This is a genomic window from Sorangium sp. So ce204 (assembly GCF_051526795.1).
Lineage (GTDB): Bacteria > Myxococcota_A > Polyangia > Polyangiales > Polyangiaceae > Sorangium > Sorangium cellulosum_B.
Window position 1 is genome coordinate 6,063,524 of record NZ_CP150317.1, and the last position, 25,142, is coordinate 6,088,665.

A 25,142-nucleotide genomic window follows, 5' to 3' on the forward strand; every position below is an offset into this window, starting at 1 on the left:
CTGTTCGCAGAGACTCCCCATGCACCAAGGCCGGCCGTGTGGCACGACGGCCATCGTCGTTCCCGCGCAATGGCCCCTGGTGCGTCCGCCCGTCAACCCTCGAGGAGCTTCATGGCTGACTCCGTACCCATGACCGACCGTGCCCACGACGTCCTTCGTCAGGAGCCTCAGAGCCTCGACCCCATCTTCAGGCCGCGGAACGTCGCGGTCATCGGCGCGACCGAGAACAGCGGCGCCGTCGGCCGCACGGTCCTCTGGAACCTGATCAGCAACCCGTTCGGCGGCACCGTCTATCCGGTGAACCCCAAGCGGCAGAGCGTCCTCGGCATCAAGGCCTATCCGAGCATCGCGGCCGTGCCGGCGAAGGTGGATCTCGCGGTCCTCGTCACGCCCGCCGCGAGCGTGCCGGGCCTCATCGGCGAGTGCGTGGACGCCGGCGTCCCCGGCGCGATCATCATCTCGGCGGGATTCAAGGAGATGGGCCCCCCGGGCGCAGAGCTCGAGCGGCAGATCAGGGAGCGCGCCCGCGGGAAGATGCGCATCATCGGCCCGAACTGCCTGGGCGTCATGAACCCGATAGGCGGGCTCAACGCGACGTTCGCGAAGGGGCAGGCGCGGCCGGGCAAGGTCGCGTTCATCAGCCAGTCCGGCGCGCTCTGCACGGCCGTGCTCGACTGGAGCCTCCAGGAGCAAGTCGGCTTCAGCGCGTTCGTCAGCGTCGGCTCGATGCTCGACGTCGGCTGGGGCGACCTGATCGACCACCTCGGCAACGACCCCAAGACGAGCAGCATCCTCATCTACATGGAGTCGATCGGCGATCCGCGCGACGCGCGAGCGTTCCTGTCGGCCGCCCGCGAGGTGGCGCTCACCAAGCCGATCATCGTGATCAAGCCAGGCCGCAGCGAGGCGGCGGCGAAGGCGGCCGCCTCGCATACCGGCTCGCTCACCGGCTCGGACGAGGTGCTCGACGCGGCGTTCCGGCGCGTGGGCGTGCTGCGCGTGAACGACATCGCGGACCTGTTCTCCATGGCCGAGACGCTCGCCAAGCAGCCCCGGCCCCGCGGCAACCGGCTGTGCATCGTCACCAACGCCGGCGGCCCGGGCGTGCTGGCGACGGACGCGCTCGTCGCGAACGGCGGCGAGCTGGCGCCGCTCTCGCCGGAGATCCTCGGCGAGCTGAGCGGCTTCCTCCCCGCCGCGTGGAGCCGGAACAACCCGGTCGACGTGCTCGGCGACGCCGGCGCCGATCGCTACGCGAAGGCCCTGGAGATCTGCGCGAAGGACCCGAACAACGACGGCGTGCTCGTCATCCTCACGCCGCAGGACATGACCGAGCCGACCCAGACCGCCGAGGCGCTGCGCAAGCACGCGCACGTCGAGGGCAAGCCGGTCCTCGCCAGCTGGATGGGCGGCGTGGAGGTGGAGGCGGGCAAAGCCATCTTGAACCGCGCCGTGGTCCCTACGTTCGAGTACCCCGACACCGCCGCTCGCGCGTTCTGCTCGATGTTCCGTTACGCGTACGCCCTCCGCGCCCTGTACGAGACGCCGAGCACGGACGAGCGGGCGTTGAACGTCGATCGCGAGAGGGCCAGGGAGATCATCGCCGGCGTCCGCGCGTCGGGGCGGACGCTCCTCGATGAGGTGGAGTCGAAGCAGCTCATGGCGGCGTACGGCCTCCCGACGGTGCCGACGGCCGTCGCGAGGAGCGCGGACGAGGCCGTGGCCACGGCCGGGGAGATGGGGTATCCGGCCGTCCTCAAGCTGTACAGCGCGACGATCACCCACAAGACCGACGTGGGCGGCGTGAAGCTCGACCTGCGCGACGACGACGCCGTGCGCCGGGCGTTCGAGGAGATCCAGGAGAGCGTCTCGCGGCGGGCCGGCGCGCAGCACTTCCAGGGCGTGACGGTCCAGCCGATGATCTCGCTGAAGGACGCCTACGAGATCATCCTCGGCAGCTCGATCGATCCGCAGTTCGGCCCGGTGCTCCTGTTCGGGGCCGGCGGGCAGCTCGTCGAGATCTTCAAGGACCGCTCGCTCGGCCTGCCGCCGCTCAACGCGACGCTGGCGCGGCGCATGATGGAGCAGACGAGGATCTACCGCGCGCTCGAGGGCGTGCGCGGCCGCAAGCCGGTGGACCTCACGATGCTCGAGCACCTGCTCGTGAGGTTCTCGCAGCTCGTGATCGAGCAGCGATGGATAAGCGAGATCGACATCAACCCGCTCTCCGTGAGCGCGGAGGGGGCCATCGCCCTCGACGCCCGCGTCGTCCTGCACGCGCCGGACACGCCGGAGTCCGCGCTCCCCAGATCGGCGATCCGCGAGTATCCCACGCAGTATGTGACGGAGCTCGAGAGCAGGGACGGGCAGGCGTCGTTCACGATCCGGCCCATCCGCCCCGAGGACGAGCCGCAGATGGTCGAGTTCCACAAGAAGCTGTCCGAGCGGACCGTGCGGCTCCGGTATTTCTACCCGATGCAGCTCGATCTGCGCACGGCGCACGAGCGGCTGACGCGCGTCTGCTTCGCGGACTACGACCGGGAGATGGCGCTGGTCGTCGAGAAGCCGCCCGCGGGCGGCGCGCAGCGGCAGATCATCGGCGTCGGCCGGCTGAGCAAGCTGCCAGGCACACGCGACGCGGAGTTCGCCCTGCTGATCAGCGACGAGCACCAGCGGCAGGGGCTCGGTTCCCGGCTGCTGGGCCTCCTCGTCCAGATCGGCCGCGACGAGGGGCTCTCCCGCATCAGCGCCGACATCCTGGCCGAGAACGTGGAGATGCAGCGCGTGGCGCAGAAGCTCGGCTTCCGGGTGACGCGCGAGATCGGCGACTCGACCGCGAGGGCGGAGCTGACGCTGTAGGCGCGATATGTCCTGTGCGATAGCCGCGCTGCTGGAGCACCCGCGGAAACGTGGGGGGCGGCGCGGCCGGGCACGCACGTGGCGCTTCCCGCCGCCTGCGAGACATGCGCATGCTCGGGGAGCAGCCATGGATACCCACCGTTTGAAGACCCTGTTCGAGCGGCTCAGGCAGCAGCACCCCGCGAACGCGGGCGAGATCGATGCGGTCGAGCGATGGCTCCACGACGCGCCGCTCATCCGTCGCTACCGTATCAACCCCCACGTGGTCGCGGCGGACACCGCGCTCGACGCGCACGCGGTCATCCGCATCCTGCTGCACGGCACCCAGACCGGCCTCTTCGACATGCACTGGGACGTCCACTGCGGCCATTGCAACATGCTGGCCGAGGCGATCGACGACCTCGCCACGGCCGCCGCCGTCTCGTACTGCCCGATGTGCGAGTACTCCTTCGACGTCGACATCTCGGCGCGCGTCGAGGTGACGTTCTCGCTCGGCCGGTCCATCGAGGACCTCGGCTTCCCTCCGGTTTGCCAGCCGCCCTCGGCGCTCCACCCCCGCTATGGCATGACCGCCGCGCTCGGCGAGACCGTGGCGGCGACCGAGGTGCTCACCGCCGGCCGCTACCGCTACTTCTGCCCCTTGACCCGCGCCAAGGGCATCCTTCGCGTCGAGGGTGAGCCCACGGACGAGGTGCAGGCCGTCGCGATCTCGCAGCTCGCGGGACCCCACTTCGACGTGACGGAGCTCGTGGTGCGGCCCGGCCCGCTCAAGATCGCGCTCACCAACGTCGGCTGGCCGCAGTGCGGCTTCATCGTTCATCACGATGTCCTGAAGGACGAGCTCGATCCGGCCAGCCTGCCGCGGCGGCTCAGCGGGCTCGAGCTGCTCCACGTGCCGGAGTACCGGCGCTACTTCGGCGGCATGGTGCTGTCGGCGCGGGAGCGGCTGACGGTCCGATCGGTCCTCGTCGTCTTCACCGATCTGTGCGGCTCCACGCGGCTGTACGAGCGGATCGGCGACGCCCCCGCGTACAACCTGGTGCGCGATCACTTCGACATCGTGATCGGCGCCGTCGAAGCGCAGGGCGGCGCCGTGGTCAAGACGATCGGCGACGCGGTCATGGCCACGTTCCTTGACGAGCGGTCCGCGGTGACGGCGCTGAGCGCAGCCATGCGCGGCATGCTCGGCCGCAACGCCGGCCGGATCGAGGGTGAGCGCCTCGTGCTCCGGGCGGGCATGCACCGCGGCCCGGCGTTGCTCGTCAACCTGAACCAGCGCCTCGACTACTTCGGCCGCACCGTGAACACGGCGGCGCGCCTGCTCGGCGTCTCTGCAGGCGGCGAGCTCACCGTCTCTGCGCCGCTCGCCGCCGACGCCGAGCTCGTCGGCCTGCTCACCGATGAGGGCTGGACGCCGCCGCGCGCCTCGCACGTCGATCTGAAGGGGATCGAGGGGACCCGCACCGTGCATTCGGCGGGTTTTCCGGGCATGGCCGCGCGCTGACGCGGGCGCCTCTCCGACGCACCGGACCCGCTGACTGTGCACGGCCAGCGGCGCGCTCCGCGCCGTCCCGCCGCTCGCGTCCGGGCCTCGTCGCAAGCTCCTCTGCCCACGTCACGACGCGAGCGGGTGCCCCTCCACCGAGTACCCGCGGGCGCGCGGGGTGGCATGAGCGTGCATCGCAAACTGCAGCATTCCGGGACACGATGGATGCTGCATGGCTTGATTCTCATTCCCAATCTTCCATGGGAGATAAGCAAAATGATGCGATGTACACGTGAGGCAGCGCGGCGGCGACTGCCGGAGCGCTCGCCATTTCAGCGTCGACTGCAGACCTGCGATGTGGTGTTCCAGCAGCAGCATGGGATGACGGAAGCCGGCGGAATCGTCGAGAAACGCTTGTATGGCGGGACCTTGACGTTCAAATTCAGCCAGCTCGCGCCTGGCATCGTCGAGCGACGGCAGAACTTCGGCGTCCACGACCGTCGCGCATTCCGTGCACCACGCGGGCGCCGTCTTCGCGACGGCGCTGTCACCGTCAGGAAGCTGGTAGTAGGCTCCAGAAGGGCCCTCGCGCAGCATTCCCTCGAACGCGCAAGCTGTGCAGGTTACGCGGAACAGGTAGATGCCCATGAGTCTGCTCCAGTCTGCCCATCGCTCCGATGCGCCGCGGCGCGAAGCGCCGGCGGTTCCATCCGGGATCATCCAATGGTTCACTTCCAGAATTGCCACCACTTTTTACCCGGAGACGGATGTTCCGTTGGGTCGTCCGGCCACGGCGATCGGTGAGCCGCGGCCCACCATCGTGAACCACGACCTGCAGGTCGTCCGGGTGGTCGACGTGGAAGCGGCCCTCAAGCCTCGGGTGCTGTCGCCAAGCTGCCGTCATGTCCCAGAACCTCGCATCCGTTGCGCTCGTGCCATGCGCGCCTCCCGTGCCCCTCACTCCGCGAACACGCTCACCTCGACACCAGCCGCCTTCGCCAGCCCGGCGAGGTGTCCCGACCCGCGGCTCTTTTCGAACGCCGGATGAAACACGAGCACCCGCGCTACCCCGCTCGCCAGCATCCGCTCGTTGAGCCCCTTCCAGGCGCCACGCTTGTACTTCGCGTAGTCCGCCTTGTTCTTCGCCATCGGCTCCACGGCGAGCCCCAGCTCGGCTGCGACGCGCCCGGCGAGGGCGTCCGCGCCCGGCGAGTCGCCGTGGATCACGGTCGCCCCCGCCGGAAGCTTCGCCAGCTCGCGCCGGATCGCGTCCACGTCGGTCCACGCCACAGCGCCGGCGACGATCACACGCGTCATTCCGCTATCCTACCCTCGAAGCGCGCGGAGCGGGAACATCGGGATGTACACACCCCCGCCTGGCCCTCCCGGCGCGGCCCCCGCCCGCCGAACCATCCCACTCTGTGGGGCGACCGCCTCGCCGAGCGTCCTCGCGGCAAATTCCGCCCTATCATCTCGACGAGCATGGCATCGAGAAGTCCAAGCCGCCGTGCCCATGGGCAGGCCGCGCGTGGGGTGAGCACGACGCCCCCTCCGGCCGGGAGCGTCTTGAAGGCATCCAAACCGCTCCTCGCCGGCCCGCCTGCGCCGGGGGCGTCGCGCTCCGCGCCGCGAGCGCAGGTCGACGTCGATGCGGTCGACCTGCCCGCGTTCGGCCTCGCCGACGATGTGCTGCCGTTCAGCGGCCAATATTTTGCTCGCACGCGCCAGAGGTGATTCGAGGGGGAGCCCTCTCCAAGTAAGGGAACGTTGATGGCAGACTCGCACAACCCGTACCAGGATTTTTCCGCCTGCCACCCGAAGCTGCGGGAAGCGGTGTCTGAGGTCGTCGCCGACTGGGAGCCCGATTCGGCCCCTGCGACGGTCGTCTTCGGCCACATCGGCCGCGCGCTTGTCCAGCTCGAGTCCGACCTCGATGACGCCACGCTTGATGAGGTTTCGCGGCTCGTGGAGCGTTCGCTGTCAAGAAGTGGCCCAGAGGCAGATGCGGTCGCGACCGGACTCCTGGAGGCCATTTGCGCCCGCAGCGTCGATGCCCCTGCCGCCGTTGCGCGCGTCGTCTCTCATCTGGGGCCCGATGCGCGCGCTTATATTCGGGCCTGGGATGCATTCACTGAAACGACGACTCCGGGCATCACGTAATTGTGCTGGTGGCCATGAATAGCGGGGCAGCGCGCTGCGCCGCCGGCGTCACCGCTTCACGCCACGAGCTCGCCTGTCGGCGGCGGTCGTGGTAACGCTGCTCCGCATGGCGAAGGCCGCGCAACCGGCGACGAAGAGCGGGACGCGCTCCCCGCAGGGGCGCCGTCGCGTCCGCGTCTACACGGCGTGGCACCCGGTGCTCGTCGCGCTCCTCGAGCACGTGCTGCCCGCGGGCTGGTATCAGTGCATCTCGGAGTTTCAGCTCGCGCGCGAGCCGCTCCGCGTCGACCTCGTAATCCTTCGGCGCCGGCGGCGCGGCGCCCCACCCAGGCCGAGCCTTCTCACCAGCGTCGTGGGCGGGCTGGCCGAGCACACCCTCGTGCACTTCAAGGGGCCGACAGACGAGCTCGAACGCGACGACGCCCGCATGCTCCTCGCTTACGCGCTGCAGTACCTCGTCGTTGCAGAGATTGAGGACCCCGCCTCCGTCGCCCTCCGCGTGCTCGCGCCCCGCCTGACCCCGCGCTTCGTCGAAGCGCTCAGGTCGCTCGACTGCGCGCTCACACCCACGGGACCGGGCACACACGAGGGTCGGCTCTGCGTCTTTCCGCTGCGGGTGGTGGAGACGGTGCCGGCGAACGCTCGCGACGGCCACCATCTGCTGTACACTGTGACGCCTGGGATGGTCGCCGACCCCGGCGGGATCCCGGCGCTCTCCCCGACGGAGATCGCGGTGTTCTGGGCGCTCCTGGAGCATGTCGAGCAGCTTCGACGTCCGCTCCCGGGGCGGAGGAAGCGGCACATGAAGGACGAAAAGCGAGTGGTCGAGAGCTTCGAGAAGGTGCTCACGCGCCTCGTCGCGCGGGTGCCGCCCAAGCAGCGGCTCGCCGGGCTCGCCCCCGAGCAGCGGCTCGCCGGGCTCGCCCCCGAGCAGCGGCTCGCCGGGCTCGCCCCCGAGCAGCGGCTCGCCGGGCTCGCCCCCGAGCAGCGGCTTGCCGGGCTCGCCCCCGAGCAGCGGCTCGCCGGGCTCGCCCCCGAGCAGCGGCTCGCTGGGCTCACCGAGGCGCAGACGGTGCTCGCCCTGCCGGACGCGGTGCTCCGCGCGTTGTCCGCGGAGTACATCGCGACGCTGCCTCGCGAGACGCAGGCGGCGATCCAGAAGCGCCTCGGGGCGGCCTCGCGGCGGCGGCCGGCGCGTCGGCGAAAGCCGCGCAGCCCTTCGAGATGACGCCTCGACGCCGGAATCGGCGACGGCCGAGGCGCGGTTCGTTCTTCCCGACCAGGCGCCGGCCGTGCCATGAGCGATAGAGACGCCCACAAGCAGTTCATCCTCGAAGGCGACCTGAAGGCCGTGATGTGGCGGCTCTCGTGGCCGGCCGTGCTGGCCATGGTCCTGTACGGGCTCAACTCGTTCCTGGACGCCGTGTTCGTGGGCCAGCTGATGAACGAGAGCGCCCTGGCCGGCGTGGGGATCGCCTATCCCCTGTCGCAGATCACGCTGGGACTGGGCAGCCTGATCGGGACCGGCGCCGGCACGGCGCTGAGCATCTACATGGGCGCGGACGACCGGGGCAAGCTCCACGGCCTCCTGGGGAGCGTGAACGGGCTGTCGCTCCTCGTCAGCTTGCCGTACGCCGTGCTCGCTTACTGGTTCGCAGAGCCGCTCGTGCGCGCGATGGGCGGCAGCGGGGAGATCCTCGCGTACGGCACCGCGTACTTCCAGGCGACGACCCTCGGGTCGCTGTTCTGGGTGCACGGCCTCGCGGTGAACATGACCGTTCGCGGCGAAGGCAAGATGAAGACGGCGGCCTGGATGATCTCCCTCGGCCTGGGGGTGGACGTCGCCTTGAAGCCGCTGTTCATCCACACGTTCGGCTGGGGCGTGCAGGGCGCGGCCTGGGCCACCAACGCGGCCATGCTCGTCTACTCGGCCGTCGGGCTCCTGTACTACGCGAGGGGCCGCGCCTCGTTCGACACCGCCTGGCGCACGATCCGCATCGACCCGTCGATCCGGCGGCAGATCGTCTCTCTGGGCATGCCGGCGATGATCGTGTGCATCATGGGCGTCGTCCAGAACCTCGTGGTCTATGGGGCGGTGTCGACCCATGGCACGGAGCAGGACGTCGCCTTCTTCGCCGCCTGCAACCGCATCTCCATGTTCCTGATGACGCCGCTGTTCGGCCTGATGCGGGCGTTGCAGCCCGTGGAGGGGATCAGCTACGGGGCAGGGCGCTACGGCAGGGTGAAGCAGGCCTTCAGCCAGTTCTCGATCGCCGGGCTCGTCCTGCTCCTGCCGTTCTGGCTCTCGATGATGCTGGCCCCGGAGGCCGTGCTCGGCTCCATGCTGCCGGGGTTCGACTTCGCCGCGCAGCAGCTGCTCGACTTCCGGATCTCCGTCCTCGCCCTGCCCGTCATGCCGTGGGTCTTCATGGCGCTGGCGTTCTTCCCCTCCGTGGAGCGGGCGAAGCTCGCGAGCGCGCTCGCCCTGCTGAGGCAGCTTGTGTTCTATCTCCCCCTGATGTGGCTCTTGCCCAGGATCGCCGGGGTGAGCGGGGTGTTCTGGGCGAACGCCGCGATCGACATCGCGATCTTCGTGCTCGTGATCCCCCTGGTCGGCCGGGAGTTCCGGAGGCTCGACGGGCGGGGCGCGGACGCGCGCGCCCCGCTGCGCGAGGCGACCGCCGGGTGATCCGCGCCCGCGCGCCGGACGCGCGGCCTCGCGGCGCTACGCCGACGGGTCGGCCACGCGGCCCACGAACAGGATCGCGCTCGTCGCGTTGTCCCGGATGAAGAAGAAGAACGGGCGATCGAAGCGGATGGCCGCGGGCTCGGGCGGCCCGCTCTCGTCGAGGGCCACCGCGGTCGCCGCCGCGGCCTCCGTGCCCGCCTCGTTCACGGAGACGAACGCCTTGTGGACCACGGCGGAGATGGAGAGGCTCCGCTGCCCGTCGATCCCCGAGAAATCCGCCGCGCCGAAGGCGGCGGTCATCCCCAGATCCATGAGCGGCGGGACGAGGTCGAACGTCGACTCCACCTTGAATTTCGGCAGCCCGATGGTGACGTTCCGCGGCTCCAGCGACCCGAGGACGCCGTCGAGGCGCGCGCCGTCGAGGCCGTCCTCGAACGCCTCGATGTCGGACGGCAGCACGAGCACCATCGCGAGCTCGTCGCCGTCATAGGGCATCTCGAGCGCCGCGTAGCCGTCGCCCTCGCCGTAGCGGACCTCCGACGTGGCGGCCATCATCGGCACGGAGACCGTGGAGCCGTCCGCCAGCGTGAAATCGCCCGGGGCCGTGTCCTCCTCCTTGAAGGGGAACTTCCACGCCGCGTTGAAATAGATGGCGTTCGTCAGCACGAGCCGGGTCGCGCCGCTGATGGAGCCTTCCGGCAGGAGGTCCTTGATCCGGTCCTCGGTGCGCTCTGCCACCCACCCGTTGATGATCTCCCGGGCCTCGCTCGTCTGGCCGAAGTCGACGAGGTTCATCCCGGCCCCGTAGTTCTCCGCGAGCACGTCGAGGAACGCGGGCAGGAACGGATAGCCCACCTGCCCCCAGAGCGCGTTGGCGATGTTGAGCTGGAACCCCTCGCCGTCCTGCCCCTCGGCGACCTCGCCGCGGCTCTCGAGCGCCAGATCCAGCGCGTTGAACGCCGGGTGCAGCCGCTCCTGGGGCAGCGTGAAGCGCAGCGCGCTCGCCATCTCCGCCTCCGTCTCCGTGCGCGCGCCCGCGTACGTCATCGCCAGCGCGCTCGACACGCTGTGCGGCGAATAGAACATGTTGCCCGGCGCGCCGCCGAGCTTCCCGTAGAGGTCGAGCGCGAACGCCGTGTTGCCGTCGGCGAGCGCCTCGCGATCGGCGTCGGGCACCGAGGGGTCGAGGATCCGCTGCTTCTCGGAGGTGACGACGCACCCCGGCGTCTCCGGATCGCCGCACCCGGACGGCGAGGGCACCGGGTCCTCCCCGGTGCCGCCGGAGGAGCAGCCCGCGAGGAGCACGGACAGAGGGATGAGGATTGACGAAATTTGGTGATAACGCATGGGCCCCGGCACAGCAGCGCTTGTGCCAAGGGCCCCGGCCTCATCGACCCCCGCGGAGACGGTCGCTCTCGCGGAGGCGACACCCACCGGCGCGGCGCCCGCGATCGCAGGGACAGGGTTGGCCCACCGTGGCACAGGATGCTTTCGTCCTGTGCGGAGACGGCTCGACCCTCACTGCTCGAGGTAGAGGGCGACCTCCGCTGTCCGTCCCTTGGCGTGGGCGATCAGCGTGGCGAGTCCGTTGTTGAAGTCCTCGGGCGTCGTGAGGTGCGTGTGCCCCTCGATCTCGCCCTCCGGCCCGACGACGTACGGCGCGATCAGGTCATGCGCCGCCTTGAACCACGCCTCGGAAGCGGCCGCCTCGTACTCCTTGCTGGCGGCCTGCGCCACGTAGCCGCGGTAGACCTCGAAATAGACGGCATCGTCGAGCAGGTAGCGGACGAGCGGCCATTGCTCGGTCACGTCGGCCATCGAGAGGGGCAGCGCCGTCAGCCCGATGGTCACGCCCGCGTCGGCGTCCGAGAACGCGAAGGTGTGATCCCAGGGGATCCACGTGAACTGCCCGCCCTTGTTCGGGTCCGCGTAGAGATAGTAGTTGTGCGGCAGGCGGCCGTACACGTCCCAGTCCTCGATCACCGCGTTCAGCGCGAACCAGTGCAGGAAGCCGTCGACGTCGAGGCGCGCCTCGAGCCCCGCGCGCCAGGCGGCGGCGTCGGTCCTGTCGGCGTGCAGCGCGTCGAACAGCGCCCGCGCGTCCGAGCGATCGGTGTCGTCCTCGTTGTTCTCCTTGACGATGGTGTCGGGGTCCCACGTCTCCCACCGCGCGCCCGTGCCATCTGGCTTGTAGAGGTTGCCCTTGTGGCCGCCGAAATGGGTGTCGAGGAACGACTCGTCCGACGGCAGCTCGATGCCGGTGTACAGCCCGAAATAGACGGGCCCCTCCCCGTGATCGATGAAGACCCGGTAGAACGCGGTCGCGGGCGCGGGGATCCCCGCCTTGGCGAAGATGTCGGTGCCGATCTTCTCGCGCAGGAGCGAGGGATCCAGGTACCCGCTCGCGAACGACATCGAGTCGAACCCGTAGAAGCGCTGGTTCTTGATCTCGGGATACTCGTCCTCGAATCGGTCGAAGTTGAGGCGCAGCGGCAGCTTCCAGTTGCCCGCGTTCCAGGGCAGGAGCAGGCTCGAGTTGCCCTTGAAGCGGATGCCGACGTGCTTCCACTGCCGATCCTCGGTGGCGACGTCGCACTCGACGTAGACCGGCGTGCGCGGGAGCAGCTCGACGCTGCTGATGAGCCCCGGATCGCCGCCCCCGGGGCCGGGCGGCATGCAGGTCAGCTCGCCCTCGACGTCGGTGCACGCCCCCTCGGTGGCGGTCCCGAAGATGTCGATCGTGCAGGCGGCGTCCGCCGCCAGCCCCTCGCAGGCGGCGATCCAGTCCGGGGGCGGCACGAATTCCCCGGGCTCCTGCGGGGTCGGCTGGCAGGTCAGGCCGCCGGGGAGCTCCGTGCACGCTCCCTCGGCGGGGGCCCCGAAGAGGTCTATCGTGCAGGCGTCGCCGGCCACGAGACCATCGCAGGCCGTGACCCACTCCGGAGGCGGCGTGAATGGGCCGCCCTGCGAGCCGAACTCGCCGGCCATGTCCGTCATGTCGTCGACCATCTGCTGCCACTGCTCGGGCGTGATGGTGATGTCGATGCGGGGAACCCGGTCCTGCGGGAACGCGGCGGCGTAATCCGGCGGCTCCGCGGGGACGCCGCCCGCCTCGCCGTCGCCGCCTGCGCCGTCGCCGCCCGCGCCCTGCCCTCCGGTGCTGCTGCTCGCGCCGCCGCCCGCCCCGGTCGCGCCGGGGTCGTCGGACGAGCCGCAGCCCACGAGAGGCGCGGCCGCCAGCGTGGCGACAGGCAACAGGCAACGAAGAATTCTCAAGGTCATCGATCGCTCCTCAGCTCGCGTTTCGGGGCAATCTTATGTCAAGTATGCTTCGATCGTGCGACGAAACCTCGCGCCAGAAGCGTGCGGCATGCCGTCATCGGCCCGATCGGCCCGAGGCGCAGGCCGGGACATGGTGGAATTTTCCACATCAATCACAAATGATTTTTCCATTCGTGATGCAGCGTAGATTTCCACATGGCGTGGAAGGAGGGCGGCGCAGGCGCGCCGCGCGCCCTCCCGCGACGATCGCGCAGACCCCTCCGCTCCCCGAGGAGAGCAAGGCAGGTCGACATCGACGCGGGAGGGCGGCGGGAGCTATCGAGTCGACGCCGCCGGGGGGCGCGGCACATCAGGCCCCCCGCGGCGCGCGCTCACGAGGGCGCGAGGCACTTGCCGCGCGACGCGACCGATGCCACGTCGCAGGATCATGGGGCCACCCCGTCGCAGGGTCATGGGGCCAGGGGGGAGACGCCGTGATCGGTCTCGACCATGCCCGAGACCGCGAAGCGTGTCGAGGTCCCCGGAGCCGGGCGCGCAGCGACCGGCGACGTCTCTCTTTTCGCAGGGTCATGGGGCCACCCAGGCCCCCGGCAGATCCCGGCAGGGTCCGCGACGCTCAGGAGCAGGCAGGTTCACCCCGCCCCCAGCGACACCCGCGCTCCCGTCGACGAGGGTGGGCGAGGCACGCCGATCGGAGCGAGGGGTCAGAGGCGCGGCCCCGGGCTCGACGTCCTCGCCGAGGCCGCAGCGGTCATCGCCGCCTGCCGCGTGGGTGGGTTGGCGGCTTGCTGCGCGCGGGCACCGGCGCGGCCGTGGTGCTCTCGTCGAGCTTCGGCTTGAGCCGCGGTCTGTACGACTCGCCGTCGATGATGAAGTCGAACGCCGCGTTCTTGAACCGATCGACGGCGCTCTGCGCGAGCAGTACGTCGTCGAACATCGCGAGCCACTCGGCCGTGTCGCGATTGCTCGTGACGATCATCGAAGCGTTGCCTGTACGTTCGAGGAAGAGCTGGTACACGTCGCGGCTCTCTTCCTTGTTCATCGCCTCGAGCGCGAAGTCGTCGAGGATGAGCAGGTCGACGGTCGTGAGCGCGACCATCTCGGCGTCGCGTGAGTTGTCGAGTCTGCTCTGGCGCAGCCTGCGCAGCATCGCGTCCGCGCGCAAGAAGCGTACGCTGTAGCCGTGCTGGCACGCGAGGTGTCCGAGCGCGTTCGCGAGGTAGGTCTTGCCCACGCCGACAGAGCCGAGGATGACGATGTGCTTGTGCTCTTCGAGGAAGCGTAGGCTCGTGAACCCGCCGAGCAGACGCTTGTCGAAGCTGACCTTCGCGGTCTTGTCCCAGAGCTCCAGGCGCATGGCCGGGTCGAGCCCGGCGTCGCGTACGCGGCTCTCCGTCGCGCTGGCCTCGCGACGCGCGATCTCGTCGGTGAGCAGCATGAGCAACAGCTCCTCGTGTCCCATCGACTGCTTCTCGGCGACCAGGAGACGCTCGCGCAGCGTCGCCGCGATCCGGCCGAGACGAAGGCGCTTGAGCGCCGTGATGAGCGCAGGGTCGACTTCGCTCGCGCTCATCACGAGTCCTCCTTGGTCGCGGCAGCCGCCGGCATGCGCGTCGCGAAGTGCTCCGTGCTGCGCGCGAACCGCGGCGTGGGCAGCGCAACGACCGTGCGCTGACCCGTGGACGGTGACGCCGGCGTCTTCGCCGTCTCGAGCATGCGCGCCACGCGCTGCACGTCGACGACATCAAACGCGAGCGCGCTCTGGCAGATCGCCTCGACACGCCCGTTACCGAACTTCTTGCACAGACGCAGCAGCGCGTAGACCAGCCGCATGCGCGTCCAGGGCAATGGCACCGCGAGCAGTCGCTCAGCGTAGACGCCGACGTGCACTCCGCACTTCTTCGCGCTCGCGATGAGCGAGGCGACGTCGCGCACCGCCGCGACGTCCTTGCCCATGGGGTAGTCGCTCGGATCGGTGGAACGCTTGCCCGGCGCGACGCGCGCGTGCACTTTCACGAGCTCCGTGCCGGCGTAGATCCTCACCGACGCGCTGTCGGCGCGGACGCGCACCGTGCTGCCGACGTGGCGGGTGGGCACGCTGTAGAGCGACCGGAGCACCTGCACGTGATGATCGGGGTGGACCTTCGCGTCGGTCCAGTGCGGCACGTCGAACGGCGCTGCCGGCGCCGGCTTCATGGCGCTCCTCTCGCGCGCCTCGAACACCTCGCGCGGTACCTCGCGCGTCGTGCCGTGGACGCGCGCGCCGGCGACGTCGCGGCACCACCGCTCAGCCGACGCGCGCGCGTCGTCGAGGCTCGTGAACGATTCGCCGTCGAACCAGCTCTCCCGCACGTAGGCGACCTGATTCTCGACACGTGCCTTGTCTCTCGGCGACCTGACACGCGCGGCATCCACGAACAGCCCGCGCGTCTGAGCGTAGTCGAGGAAGGCCGGCGCGAGCACGGGGGCGACCTCGTCGGCGCGCAGCACGATGGCTTTCATGTTGTCCGGAATGATCACGCGCGCCATCGCATCGAAGAAGCGCCACGCCGCATCCAGGCCCGCGCACACCGCCACGGTGGTCTGCTCGAACGACGGCCACACGAACTGGTAGCGGCTGTACGCGAGCGTCACCACGAGCACCCACAGGTTGCGAACTCGCTGCGTCGCAGGATCGAACAGCCTGCCCATGAGGCCGAAGTCGACCTGCGCGACCTCGCCGGGCTCGGTATCCGCGACACGAACCGTCGGCGTCTTCTTGCGCCACGCGAGCTCCTCCTTGGCGAAGCGCCAGAGCGTGTCGTAGCTCGCCGTGACGCCGTGGTCGCGCTGGAGCAGCGTGTGGATTTTCCGCAGCTTCAGCGGGCGAGATTGAGCGAGCCAGGCCTCGATACGCACGCGATGCGCGTCGATCTGCTTCCTCTCGTCGCTCGCGTCGGGCACCGGGCGCGCCTGCACGCGTTGGGCGATCGCATGGACCTCCTCGTCCGTCGGCTCGCGGTCGAGCGGCAGTGGCAGCGTCGCCGCGGCCTCGAAGTACCTGCCGACCGTCTTGCGATCGAACCCCGTCTCGCGCGCCACCTGACGCGCGCTCTGCCCCGCCGCACGACGGCGGAGCATTTCCTTGATGTCAACCATGATCAGCTCTCGGTAGGGCATCGGGCTCCTTCCGACGGCGACCCGCGCCGTCGTCGGAAGGAGCCCGTCTCAGATCCCGACCGCGGCGTCCCGAGCTGGCCCCATGAGGCTGCGAAAAACCTCGAAAGCTGGCCCCATGACCCTGCGAAAAACTGGGTCACGCCCCCGCGCGGGTGGCCCCATCCTCCTGCGATTGGGGTGGCCCCATGACCCTGCGAAAAACGCCGTCAGGTGGCCCCATGACCCTGCGAACTGGCAACCGACACGCCCGCCGCGTTCGCGGCGCATGCATTGCTGTACGTCCTGCCGTCGCAGCCGCAAACGGGATTGTACACCTGGGTGCACGCCTGCGGGATGGGCGCGCAGACGCCCGTCTGATCGCCCGCGCCGCACTGCGCCTTGATGTCGTAGTCACAGAAGAAGCCGCGCTCGCACGCGATCCCGGCGAAGCCGCCGCAGACGCCGCCCTGTTGCCCGCCGTCTCCCCTCACCTCACTCGACTCGGAGACGATCGATTCGGGCGCATCGTCGGCCACCTCCACCTGACAGCCCGCGGCGAGCGGGGCCACGGCGAGCGCGAGCCAGACGATGGATGCCATGCGACTGCCCTTGAACCAAGCCTGAACGTTCATGATGTTTCCTCCAATGGCGCCTCGCCGCTCCCGGCAAAGCGATGACCGTACGCGAGCCCCTCCCCTGGAGAGAAAGGGCGCCTTGCGCCGAGCGCGAGCGCGGCGCGTGATCCCTGTCATCCCCCCTGCCGATCGGTCGGCGAGCATGAGAGTCGACTCGACGCGACCTACGTGCGATGAGACCTCGAGCCGACGGTCGCAGCGCCGCGGGGGCACGGTCTCCTTGTCTCCTTGTCTCCTTGTCTCCTTGTCTCCTTGTCTCCTTGTCTCCTTGTCTCCTTGTCTCCTTGTCTCCTTGGCAGGAGTCAGGCCACACGTCGCGCGGCGCGGTTTCCACGGCGTGCACGCCCGGCTGCGGCGTCAGCGGCCGCCCGGATCGGGCCAAAGCTGCGCAAGGTGAGCCTGGGCTTGCGCAACCTGCCCCCGCAGCGTGGCCTGCGCGGCCCTCTCGCGATCACCGATGGCGAGGCGAGCGACGAGCCAATCCAGTGCTTACGAAGAGCGCGTCCATCGCCGATGTGATCGCCGCGCCGCCGTATGCCAGGCGACCGCGTATGCAGGCGACCGCGTATGCAGGCGATCGCGTATGCAGGCGACCGTGAGGCTCGCGCTCTCCCGGCGAGCGCTCGTCGCTCTGCCGGCCGGCCAGCGGCGCGCGCTCGCGCCGCCCCTCAGCCCAGGAGCCCCCGCTCGCCCAGCCACAGCGTCGCGCCGGCTCGGCTGTAGATGCCGAGCTTGTCGTAGGCGTGGGCGATGTGATGCTGCACGGTCTTCTGGGAGATGTGAAGGACGACGGCGATCTCGCGGTTGGTCTTGCCGACCCCGACGAGCCGCAGCACCTCCAGCTCGCGCTCCGTGAGCGCCCTTCGTGACCGGACGAGCCGAGCGCACCCGCCGCTGGCGCGCTCTCCGCTCGGAGGAGCGCTCGGAACGGGATCGGTGGCGAGCAGGTAGTTGTACGTCGTCCCGCGCCCCCCGGCGAGGCGATGGGTCCAGATCGGGTTGGCGCAATAGAGCTCCAGCATCTCCTTCGTGTACCCGATCACGAAGTGCTCGAAATACGGGTGCCAGGCCGGGAGGTCGTGAACTCGAAATTCGACGCCGGCGTCCCGCAGCGCCGCTTCGGAGCGGCTGTCGGTCTCGGAAAAATAACGATGCCAGAGCGTGGGAATCGCCGTGACAAGCGAGGAGATCCCCGGATCTCGGACGAAGCGCTTCAGCGGGCCATCGACGAGCGCCCAGCGCGCCGACTCGGCCCCGAGCTCGAAGAGGGCGTCCTTGCGGTCCGGATAGAAGCGCCGCACGAGCTCGTCGTGGAACGTGAGGAACTCGGGCAGCGGAACCAGGCTGCTGGCCGTGATCGGCTGCCTGAACCACGGATGGCTCAGCGCCATGTCACGAAAGAGGCCTCGCCACGCTTCCGAGCCGAATCTCCGGCTCACCAAGGTTTTCCGCGTCAGGATTGTGGTTCCGCTGACCTTCATGGGAAGCTCGTTGGCGCCTCCCGCTGGACGACGAAGCCGCTCGGGAGGCAGGCTCCCAAAGTATCACTCGCCACGTCGAACGATCAAGGCGTCGGCCACCAACCCGCGAGTTCGCGTGTCACGCCGCAGCTACGATCACGCGGTATTCGCACACCAGCAGCAGATTCTTCTGATGGCGCTGCAGGCCGACAGATCGCGCTGTGGATGCATAGCGTCATTGCATCCCACGGTGGGTCGTATCTCGATGTCAGCGGGGTCGCTCGAACGTGGAGGCGGGTGTGGGCAGGACGGCGACGATCGAGGGACGCCGTGCACGGGAATGGGGGGACGCGCCGCGTCGAGCACGCGGAGCGCGCGTCAGGAGGCGGTCACGGCATGACGTGCCGCTTCAGGACCGGCCAGCCGACCGCGGCGTTGCCGTAGTCGTGGCCCCCTCCCTGCTTCGTGCAGAGGGCCACTTCGACGCCGCCCTCGCAGTTCGAGAAGGTCGAGCAGCCCTTGCTGTCTTCGGCCGATGGCGAGCCCGTGCACTTGTTGATCTGGCCCCACTTCTCGAGGGTCGATTTCGCCCCGAGGAACGTGATGGGCATGCCGCTCACGACCGCGGAGTATCCACCGGCGTAAGGCACGATCGGATCCCCGGTGCTGCGGAACGAGATCACGGTGATCGGGCGCGATGGTTTGCAATCGCCGACGTTCTCCTGCAGGAGATCGAAGGCGGCGGGCGCCACGGCGGCGAACGTATCGGCCGCGTGGCAAGCGAGGTAGTGGGACATTCCACCTCCCATCGAGAAGCCGACCGCGTAGATGCGCTTCGGGTCGATGCAGGCGGTCTCCTGGATCTCGGCCACCATCGCCTTGACGAAGGCCACGTCGTCGGTGTTCTTCACGCAGCAGGGCCCCACGTTCCAGGCGCCGCCCGAGGGGCCGGCGAGCCCTGACGGGAAGGCCATGATCACGCCCTCCGGGTCGGTCTGCGCCGGATACGGCGAGCCCGATCGCTCCGACGGGCCAGAGCCGCCGAGGGGGTGGAGGTCCACCACGAGAGGCACCGGCTTGCTGCCGTCGTACGCGGCAGGGACATGCAGGACATAGCTGCGGTTCGAGCCGCCGACCGTGATCGTCTTGTTCGTGTCGCCGGCCCTCAGCGCGGTCGACGGGCAGGTGATGGGCTCGCCGCCCCCCGCGCCGCTCGTGCTGGTGGCGCCCCCCGCGCCGCTCGTGCTGCTGGCGCCGCCGCCCGCGCCGCTCGTGCTGGCGCCGCCACCCGCGCCGCTCGCGCTGGCGTCGCCACCCGCGCCGCTCGTGCTGGCGTCGCCACCCGCGCCGCTCGTGCTGGCGCCATCGCTGCCGGTGCTGGTGCCGCTGGCCGGGCCCGTCGACACGCTGCCGCTGCCCGAGGTGCTGCTCGTGCTGGCGCCGGCGGCGGGGCCGCCGCCGCCGTCGCCACCGGCGCTGGTGGTCCCATCGCTGTCGCCACCGCAGCCCCAGAGGGAGATGCCGAGCGCTCCCAACACCAGAATCAGCTTCGGTAAACTCGTTCGTCCGTACGTCATTGGTCAGCACCTCTGTCCGGTGGGTTCAAGACCGCCATCCGGTGCTCGGGTCACGTCCTCGGAAGCGCGGGACAGCGCCGCCCTGTCTTCCCGGCTCACCGTCCGTCGTCACATCACCCGATGCACGTGGCTGTCATATCCGAGGTCGCTGGCTCGAGGCATGGGCATACTGGCCTATGCCTCGACGCCGCAGCCGCGCGCCGCCCCGGGAGCATCTCCAGGCGTTCCTGGAACGCGCAGAGCGCGCCGGTCCTCCCGGAAGGGCGCCGGAGGCCCGGGCACGGTCGATGATACGGCGACGTGTTCCGTGGAGATCGTGCCCATGGAGAGGGGCTGCGCGCGACGCCCCGCGACGCGCCGACAGCAGGCGGTGCTGGCCTTCATCGTGGCGTGCCTTGCCGCCGTCCTCCTCTCCCCGGTCCACCTGGCGCGGCGTGACCCGGGCGCCCTTGTCGTGTCCATCGAATTCGACGACACGCTGGCGGATCAGCTCTCCGTGCGATCCATCCTCGCCGAGCACGGGATGCATGCCACGTTCTTCGTGAACAGCGGTGTACTCGACCGCCCCGGCTACCTGACCGTCGCGCAGCTCCGCGCGCTCGCGTCCGACGGCCATGAGATCGGCGGCCACACCGTCAATCACGTGCGGTTGCCCGGGCTCAGCGCCAGCGAGCAGCGCCGGCAGATCTGCGATGATCGCCGCGCCCTCCTCGCGCTGGGCTTCGCCGTGAGCGACTTCGCCTACCCCTGGGGCGCTCACGACAGCGTCAGCACCGCGCTGGTGCGCGCCTGCGGTTACGACAGCGGAAGGCGCGCGGGAGGGCTCGCGTTCGCCTCCTGCATCTTGTGCCCACGGACGGAGTCCATCCCTCCCCGCGACCCGACCGCCACCCGCGCGCCCGGCTCCCTCACCCGCAGCCAGGGCGTCCCCACGATCAAGGCTCTCCTCCGCGGCGCGCAGCAGGACGGCGGATGGATACAGCTCATCTTCCACCATGTCTGTGACGCCTGCGGCAAATACAGCATCTCCAGACAGGACTTCTCCACCCTCGTGGACTGGCTCGCGGAGGAGCGCGACGCGGGCCGCGTCGTCGTCCTGACCGTGCGGCAGGTGATCCGCGGCGAGGTGCCTCGCTAGGCGGCCTGTGCGCGTTCCGCCATCCCTCCCCCGCGCGCATCGCCGACGCCAAGCGCCTGGGCCTGATCCGCACGACGTTCGACTTCGAGCCCTGGGTCGATCGCAGCTTCCTCGATCAAGTCCTGAGAGAGGAGAAGCTCGAAGGCTTCTGGAAGCCCCGCACGCTGCCCTGACGCAGCCAGGGGGCGACCGACCCCGACTACTTCGCGGCCTGCTCGTTCGCGTAGGGGTTGAGCTCGTTCGTGTAGACGCGGCTCAGGGAGATCTCGCCCGGCTTGAGCTCCCCGCTCTTGACCATCCAGTCGATCCAGACCTGGAAATCGCGCTCCGCGATCAGGCCGCCCTTGCCGGCGACGCCGTAGCTGCGCCAGAACTTGATGACCGAGTCCTCCTCGTTCCGACCGCGCTTCTTCATCAGCGCGATGCAGCGCGCCACCACCGTCTCGCGCGGCGTGTCCCGGGCCCATTCGACGGCCCTGGCCGTCGCCTCGACGAAGCGCCGCGCGGTCTTGGGGTTTTGCTTGATGAAGCTCGTCTTCATCACGTAGCTGCCCGCGGTGAACTTGCCGTAGAGCTCGTAGTCCGAGAACAGCGAGCGAATGCCGCCGCGCTCGAGGGCGCGATCGCGGTAGATGTCGCCGAGCGTCGCCACGTCGACCTGCTTCTCGCGGAGCAGCTGCTCGCCGTTCACCGGGGGAACGACGAGCAGCGTGACGCGCCGGGCCTCCTCCGGCGCGAGCTGGCCCCGCGACAGAAATTCCTTGACCATGAACTCGCTGTGAGCGCCGAGCGTGTTCATGGAGATCGTCTTGTCCAGCAGATCGCGCGCGGTGCGCAGCGGGCTGTCGTTCAGCACGTAGAAGCCGCTCTGGCGGTGCTCGTCGACACCGTAGTAGCCCGCGACGGCGAGGATGGGCGCCTTGGCCGCGATCAGCTTGATGATGGCGCCGTTGAAGGCGCCGCCGAAGTCGGTGTCGCCCGTGACCACGGCCTGCACGCTCTGCGGGCCGCTCACCGTGCTGCCGACGAAATTCAGGCGGATCGGCGCGAGGTAACCGAGATCCTCGGCGAGCTCGATCGGCGACACCGTGCCGTTGTTGCCCTGATAGCGGAGCTCGAGCGTCTCGAACTCGCCCTCCGGTCCGGCGGCGGAGGCACGCGGAGCGTCGTCGCGCGAGCAGCCCACCGCGCCGCACGACACCAGCAGGGCGAAAAGGTGGACGACACGCAACGCGGCGCGGAGCAGGTCAGCAGGGAGGGGACGCGGAGCAGTCATATCCGTTATATTAGACGATCATCCGTTAGAATACAAGCCTCTCCTCTTGCCGAAGAACTGGCGCATGCGTCAGAACGCGTGGCCCTCGACGTGCCTGGCACAGGTCTTTCTTGAACGCCGTCTTGCATCAAACCGCGCGCCTTTCTCGGGATCTTTCCACGCGCGGCCATGGCACTCTTTGGCACAGGAGCGAATCCAATGACAGACCTTCGACCGACGTGGCTTCATCTCGGCCCCGTGTTCTCGCTCGCGATCGCCCTTTCCGGCGCGCTCGCGGGCTGCGGGCCGCTCGGCTGGACGACCTGTGAGTACGACGGCGTCGAGTACAGCCCCGGCGACGAATTTCGTGACAAGGAGGGGTGCAACAGCTGCTCCTGCACGGAGGACGGGAACGTCGCCTGCACCGATATGGCGTGCATCGCCGAGTGCACGTGGGGAGGGGTCACCCGCGCGCCGGGCGAGTCGTTCCCTGCCGGGGACGGGTGCAACAGCTGCTTCTGCATGGAGGACGGGAACGTCGCCTGCACGCTGATCGAGTGCACCGGCGGCTGCATCTACGACGGGCTCGCCTACCCGCCCGGTGAGTCCTTCCCGGCGTCCGACGGGTGCAACACCTGCACCTGCGATCCCTCGGGCTCCGGGAGCGTCGGCTGTACCAAGATCGCGTGTCACGGCTGTGAACGAGACGGCATCGGTTACGCGGCGGGGGCGCCGGTCCCACCGGACGACGGCTGCAACAGCTGCACATGCAACGCGGACGGCGAAATCGTGTGCACGGACGTGGCTTGCCCGGAGGGCTGCACGTATGGAGGCGTGGAGTACAAGCCGGGCGACAGCTTCCCTGCCTTCGACGGCTGCAACACCTGCACCTGCACCGCCGGCGGGGGCGTGGCCTGCACCGAGCGTTATTGCGGCTGCGACCCGTCGAGCGAGTGGTGGCGCCAGTACGTGAGCACCAGCCCGGAGGAGTGCACGCTCATCGACTTCGCCTGCACCGGAGGCCTGACCTACGTCTCCAACGAGTGCGGCTGCGGCTGCGAGCAGGACCCGAGCTGCCCGCCCTCGTTCAACTGCATGCCACCTCAGGCGTGCGACGTGGACGAGATCAAGAAGCGCTGCCCGTACTCCACGATCGCATTCTGAGCGGATACGTCGCGCTCGCCCCGCGAGGACCCGCGCGTCTCCTTCCAGTAACGCTCGCGCTTCGCGCCGATCTTCGGCCCGATCCCGCGGGCGCGCCCCCGCGCGGGGTGATCCTGCGGCCCGTGCCCGAGCTGGGCACCGTGTGTTACCGGCGCGTCACCCGCCGCGGCGCCGAGCTGCCTCCGGCGGCCGAACGGCTGGCGGCGCGGATCGTGGAGATCGGCAAGGGCGCCGCGCGGGCAGGGTGATGGCCTGTCGGGCGTGGAGCGGGCTACGACCGCTCCACGGCGCTCCGCAGCAGCGCCACGGCGGCCTCTCGCAGGATCGGCCCGTCCACGCGCACGGCGGGCGAGGCGTTCGCCAGCACCTCGTGGCAACGCACCGGCAGAGCTCGCCCGCCGAGCACCGCGATGATGTCCGGCGTGCTGGCAGCGTAGACGATGCGGCTCACCCCCGCCCAGAACAACGCCCCCGAGCACATGGCGCAAGGCTCCCCGCTGGCGTACACGGTGCCGCCCGCGAGCGCTTCCGGGCCGTGCGCCGCCGTCGCTTCGCGGAACAACACCACCTCGGCGTGAGCGGTGCAGTCGCCCCGCCCTGCGTTGGCCGTTCGCCGCTGGTTGCCGCTCACCTGGAGCACCTGGCCGCCTTGAACGAGCACGGCGCCGAACGGCATGTTGCCGGCGCGCAGGGCGTCGCTCGAGGCGTCCACGGCGAGCTGCATGAAGCCAGCGTCAAGGGGGTCGTCTGCTGGATGGGTCATGGTCAACCGACCTCGCCGTTCACCGAGCTCGAGCGCGAGATCACGCCTGCGGGCGCGCGGCGCACAGGCGTCACACGGAGACGGAGCTGACCGACCGGGCGTGCCATGCCGCCCATCATGAGGTCGAGCCATGCGCGCGGCCGGCGAAGCACCTCGATCCGGAAGTCGCGCAGGAGCACGGTGAGCGCGATTCCCAACATCGTGTAGGCGAGCGTCCGGCCAGGGCAGAGGTGATGGCCGAGCCCGAACGCGCCAAACCGCCGCTCCTTGACTGCGGGGCTCTGGAAGGCGTCCGTCTTCATATCGCAATACCGATCGGGCTCGTAACGAGACGGATCATGGTAGAACGACGAATCGCCGTTGACGAGCCCCATCGACATCCCGATGAGGCTGCCGGCCGGGATCAGGTGGCCGCCCAGCTCCACCGGCCTCCGCGAGAGGCGCCAGAGGCCGCCGTTGCCATGGAGGCGCAGCGACTCGTTGATCGAGCGGAGCAGCACCGGCATGCGGCAGAGCGCGCCGAGATCGAGGGCTTGCCCATCCTGGAGGACGCGAGATTGCTCCTCGAGCACCGCGGCGAGCGCCCGCGGGTGCTCGAGCAGCTCCGACAGGCTCGCGGCGAGGCTCATGGCCGTGTTCGTGTGCGCGCCGAGCACCGCGCCCATCACGGCGAGCGCTGCATTGCGGAGCTGCTCGGGCGTCGCGGCCGTGGGCTCGTCCCCGAGGGAACTCTTGATCACCGCATGGAGATAACCTTCCGGGTCAGCGCTGCCCTCGGCCGCCACGCGCCGCACCTCGCTCATGAAGATCGAGAGGATGCGCTCCCGCGCCTGCTTGCGGCGCTTCGCCGAGGGCGTCTCGATGGGCAGGAAGAAGCCCGTGAGGTTCAGCTCGCTCTCGAGGATGTGGAACTGGCGCGCGAGCTCGTCGCACAGCGGCTCGGAGATGGTGTCGCCGCAGACGAACCGGCAAGCCATGTGCAGTACGAGGTCGTTGGCGAGCGCGAGCGCGTCGATCTCGCCGCCAGCGAGCCGTGCGCGCAGGAACCGCGCCGTGAAATCCGCGAGGGGGCCGCTCTGGCGACGCACGGACGCGCCGGAGAGCGCGCGGAGCACGTGGGGCTGGATCTCGACGAAGAGGTCTTCGCCGAGGATCCTGCCGGCGAGCCGCCGGTACGCGTCCACGAGGTTCAGCTCTTCACCCGCGTCGATGAAGCGCTGTGTGGCGTCCTTCCCGCCGACGAACGTGAGCGGCAGCCCGAACAGCGATAGGGTAAATACATCACCAAGCGCCTCATGGCCTGCGCGCTGGAGCTCGGTCGGGTCGGCCAGCAGCGCGATCGCCGTGCCGATGCCCGGCACGATCGCCCCCAGCCGCGGCGGCCCCGCCCCCTTGGACCGGGGCTCGGCACGGACGAGCGCCCGCACGATCTTCCGCCGGGTGCGGCCGGTGAGCGGCTGGAAAGCGCTGCTATCCACCTGCGATCGAGATGTATTTTGCATGGGATGGTGACTCCAATGTTCGATGGGAGCGAGC

The 25,142-nt window shown here is 69.6% G+C and carries 20 protein-coding genes; 8 read left to right on the forward strand and 12 right to left on the reverse strand.

Features of this window, described 5'->3' with window-relative positions; translation table 11 throughout:
• Positions 1 to 111: 111 nt before the first annotated feature.
• Both WMF22_RS22455 and WMF22_RS22460 read left to right on the forward strand, forming a co-directional pair.
• On the forward strand, positions 112 to 2,859 hold the full coding sequence (locus WMF22_RS22455; RefSeq protein ID WP_438036972.1) for a bifunctional acetate--CoA ligase family protein/GNAT family N-acetyltransferase: 2,748 nt from the start codon (positions 112 to 114) through the stop codon (positions 2,857 to 2,859).
• Between the two features lie 127 nt (positions 2,860 to 2,986).
• A complete protein-coding gene (locus WMF22_RS22460) occupies positions 2,987 to 4,363 on the forward strand; it encodes a DUF5939 domain-containing protein (protein WP_437301078.1) in 1,377 nt (458 codons plus the stop codon).
• Positions 4,364 to 4,474: 111 nt separating this feature from the next.
• Here the strand turns inward: WMF22_RS22460 and WMF22_RS22465 are convergent, their stop codons facing one another.
• Together WMF22_RS22465 and WMF22_RS22470 are read right to left on the reverse strand one after the other, a co-directional pair.
• Positions 4,475 to 4,993: a hypothetical protein gene (locus tag WMF22_RS22465; RefSeq protein WP_438036973.1), complete on the reverse strand. Its 519-nt coding sequence runs from the start codon at positions 4,991 to 4,993 to the stop codon at positions 4,475 to 4,477.
• A gap of 309 nt (positions 4,994 to 5,302) precedes the next feature.
• Positions 5,303 to 5,662, reverse strand: a complete 360-nt coding sequence (locus tag WMF22_RS22470) for an SLOG family protein (RefSeq protein WP_437301080.1) — start codon at positions 5,660 to 5,662, stop codon at positions 5,303 to 5,305.
• Between the two features lie 453 nt (positions 5,663 to 6,115).
• Between WMF22_RS22470 and WMF22_RS22475 the strand changes: the two genes are divergently transcribed.
• The 3 genes from WMF22_RS22475 (at position 6,116) to WMF22_RS22485 (ending at position 9,194) form a co-directional block, all read left to right on the forward strand.
• Positions 6,116 to 6,505 (forward strand): hypothetical protein, encoded by a 390-nt coding sequence (locus tag WMF22_RS22475; RefSeq protein ID WP_438036974.1) that lies wholly within the window; start codon positions 6,116 to 6,118, stop codon positions 6,503 to 6,505.
• 106 nt (positions 6,506 to 6,611) lie between these two features.
• On the forward strand, positions 6,612 to 7,733 hold the full coding sequence (locus WMF22_RS22480) for a hypothetical protein (RefSeq protein ID WP_438036975.1): 1,122 nt from the start codon (positions 6,612 to 6,614) through the stop codon (positions 7,731 to 7,733).
• Positions 7,734 to 7,802: 69 nt separating this feature from the next.
• Positions 7,803 to 9,194: an MATE family efflux transporter gene (locus tag WMF22_RS22485; RefSeq protein WP_438036976.1), complete on the forward strand. Its 1,392-nt coding sequence runs from the start codon at positions 7,803 to 7,805 to the stop codon at positions 9,192 to 9,194.
• A gap of 36 nt (positions 9,195 to 9,230) precedes the next feature.
• On the opposite strand, the gene WMF22_RS22490 is transcribed toward WMF22_RS22485, so the two are convergent.
• The 7 genes from WMF22_RS22490 to WMF22_RS22520 all read right to left on the reverse strand — a co-directional run bounded on the left by WMF22_RS22490 (position 9,231) and on the right by WMF22_RS22520 (position 19,247).
• Positions 9,231 to 10,541: a serpin family protein gene (locus WMF22_RS22490; protein WP_437301084.1), complete on the reverse strand. Its 1,311-nt coding sequence runs from the start codon at positions 10,539 to 10,541 to the stop codon at positions 9,231 to 9,233.
• Positions 10,542 to 10,712: 171 nt separating this feature from the next.
• Positions 10,713 to 12,476, reverse strand: a complete 1,764-nt coding sequence (locus tag WMF22_RS22495; protein WP_438036977.1) for a CotH kinase family protein — start codon at positions 12,474 to 12,476, stop codon at positions 10,713 to 10,715.
• A 751-nt stretch (positions 12,477 to 13,227) separates the two neighbouring features.
• Positions 13,228 to 14,049: an ATP-binding protein gene (locus WMF22_RS22500; RefSeq protein ID WP_437296943.1), complete on the reverse strand. Its 822-nt coding sequence runs from the start codon at positions 14,047 to 14,049 to the stop codon at positions 13,228 to 13,230.
• Positions 14,049 to 15,635, reverse strand: a complete 1,587-nt coding sequence (gene istA / locus WMF22_RS22505; RefSeq protein ID WP_438032050.1) for an IS21 family transposase — start codon at positions 15,633 to 15,635, stop codon at positions 14,049 to 14,051. The genes WMF22_RS22500 and istA overlap by 1 nt, the downstream gene beginning before the upstream one ends.
• A 206-nt stretch (positions 15,636 to 15,841) precedes the next feature.
• Complete coding sequence (locus tag WMF22_RS22510; protein ID WP_438036978.1) at positions 15,842 to 16,246, reverse strand: Kazal-type serine protease inhibitor family protein; 405 nt, start codon at positions 16,244 to 16,246, stop codon at positions 15,842 to 15,844.
• Positions 16,247 to 16,917: 671 nt separating this feature from the next.
• Complete coding sequence (locus WMF22_RS22515) at positions 16,918 to 17,640, reverse strand: response regulator transcription factor (protein ID WP_437301087.1); 723 nt, start codon at positions 17,638 to 17,640, stop codon at positions 16,918 to 16,920.
• 458 nt (positions 17,641 to 18,098) lie between these two features.
• Positions 18,099 to 19,247: an alpha/beta hydrolase family esterase gene (locus tag WMF22_RS22520; RefSeq protein WP_438036979.1), complete on the reverse strand. Its 1,149-nt coding sequence runs from the start codon at positions 19,245 to 19,247 to the stop codon at positions 18,099 to 18,101.
• 361 nt (positions 19,248 to 19,608) lie between these two features.
• Here WMF22_RS22520 and WMF22_RS22525 point away from each other — a divergent pair, with 361 nt between their 5' ends.
• A complete protein-coding gene (locus WMF22_RS22525; RefSeq protein WP_438036980.1) occupies positions 19,609 to 20,424 on the forward strand; it encodes a polysaccharide deacetylase family protein in 816 nt (271 codons plus the stop codon).
• 199 nt (positions 20,425 to 20,623) lie between these two features.
• Here WMF22_RS22525 and WMF22_RS22530 read toward each other — a convergent pair whose 3' ends face one another.
• Positions 20,624 to 21,700: an ABC transporter substrate-binding protein gene (locus tag WMF22_RS22530; RefSeq protein WP_438036981.1), complete on the reverse strand. Its 1,077-nt coding sequence runs from the start codon at positions 21,698 to 21,700 to the stop codon at positions 20,624 to 20,626.
• Between the two features lie 198 nt (positions 21,701 to 21,898).
• On the opposite strand from WMF22_RS22530, the gene WMF22_RS22535 reads away from it, so the two are divergent.
• On the forward strand, positions 21,899 to 22,843 hold the full coding sequence (locus tag WMF22_RS22535) for a hypothetical protein (RefSeq protein ID WP_438036982.1): 945 nt from the start codon (positions 21,899 to 21,901) through the stop codon (positions 22,841 to 22,843).
• 122 nt (positions 22,844 to 22,965) lie between these two features.
• A complete protein-coding gene (locus tag WMF22_RS22540) occupies positions 22,966 to 23,091 on the forward strand; it encodes a hypothetical protein (protein WP_437301092.1) in 126 nt (41 codons plus the stop codon).
• A 23-nt stretch (positions 23,092 to 23,114) separates the two neighbouring features.
• On the opposite strand, the gene WMF22_RS22545 is transcribed toward WMF22_RS22540, so the two are convergent.
• Together WMF22_RS22545 and WMF22_RS22550 are read right to left on the reverse strand one after the other, a co-directional pair.
• A complete protein-coding gene (locus tag WMF22_RS22545; protein ID WP_438036983.1) occupies positions 23,115 to 23,567 on the reverse strand; it encodes a nucleoside deaminase in 453 nt (150 codons plus the stop codon).
• Positions 23,568 to 23,608: 41 nt separating this feature from the next.
• Positions 23,609 to 25,108 carry a cytochrome P450 gene (locus WMF22_RS22550; protein WP_438036984.1) on the reverse strand — a complete coding sequence of 500 codons (1,500 nt, stop codon included), beginning with the start codon at positions 25,106 to 25,108 and terminating at the stop codon, positions 23,609 to 23,611.
• Between the last annotated feature and the right edge of the window lie 34 nt (positions 25,109 to 25,142).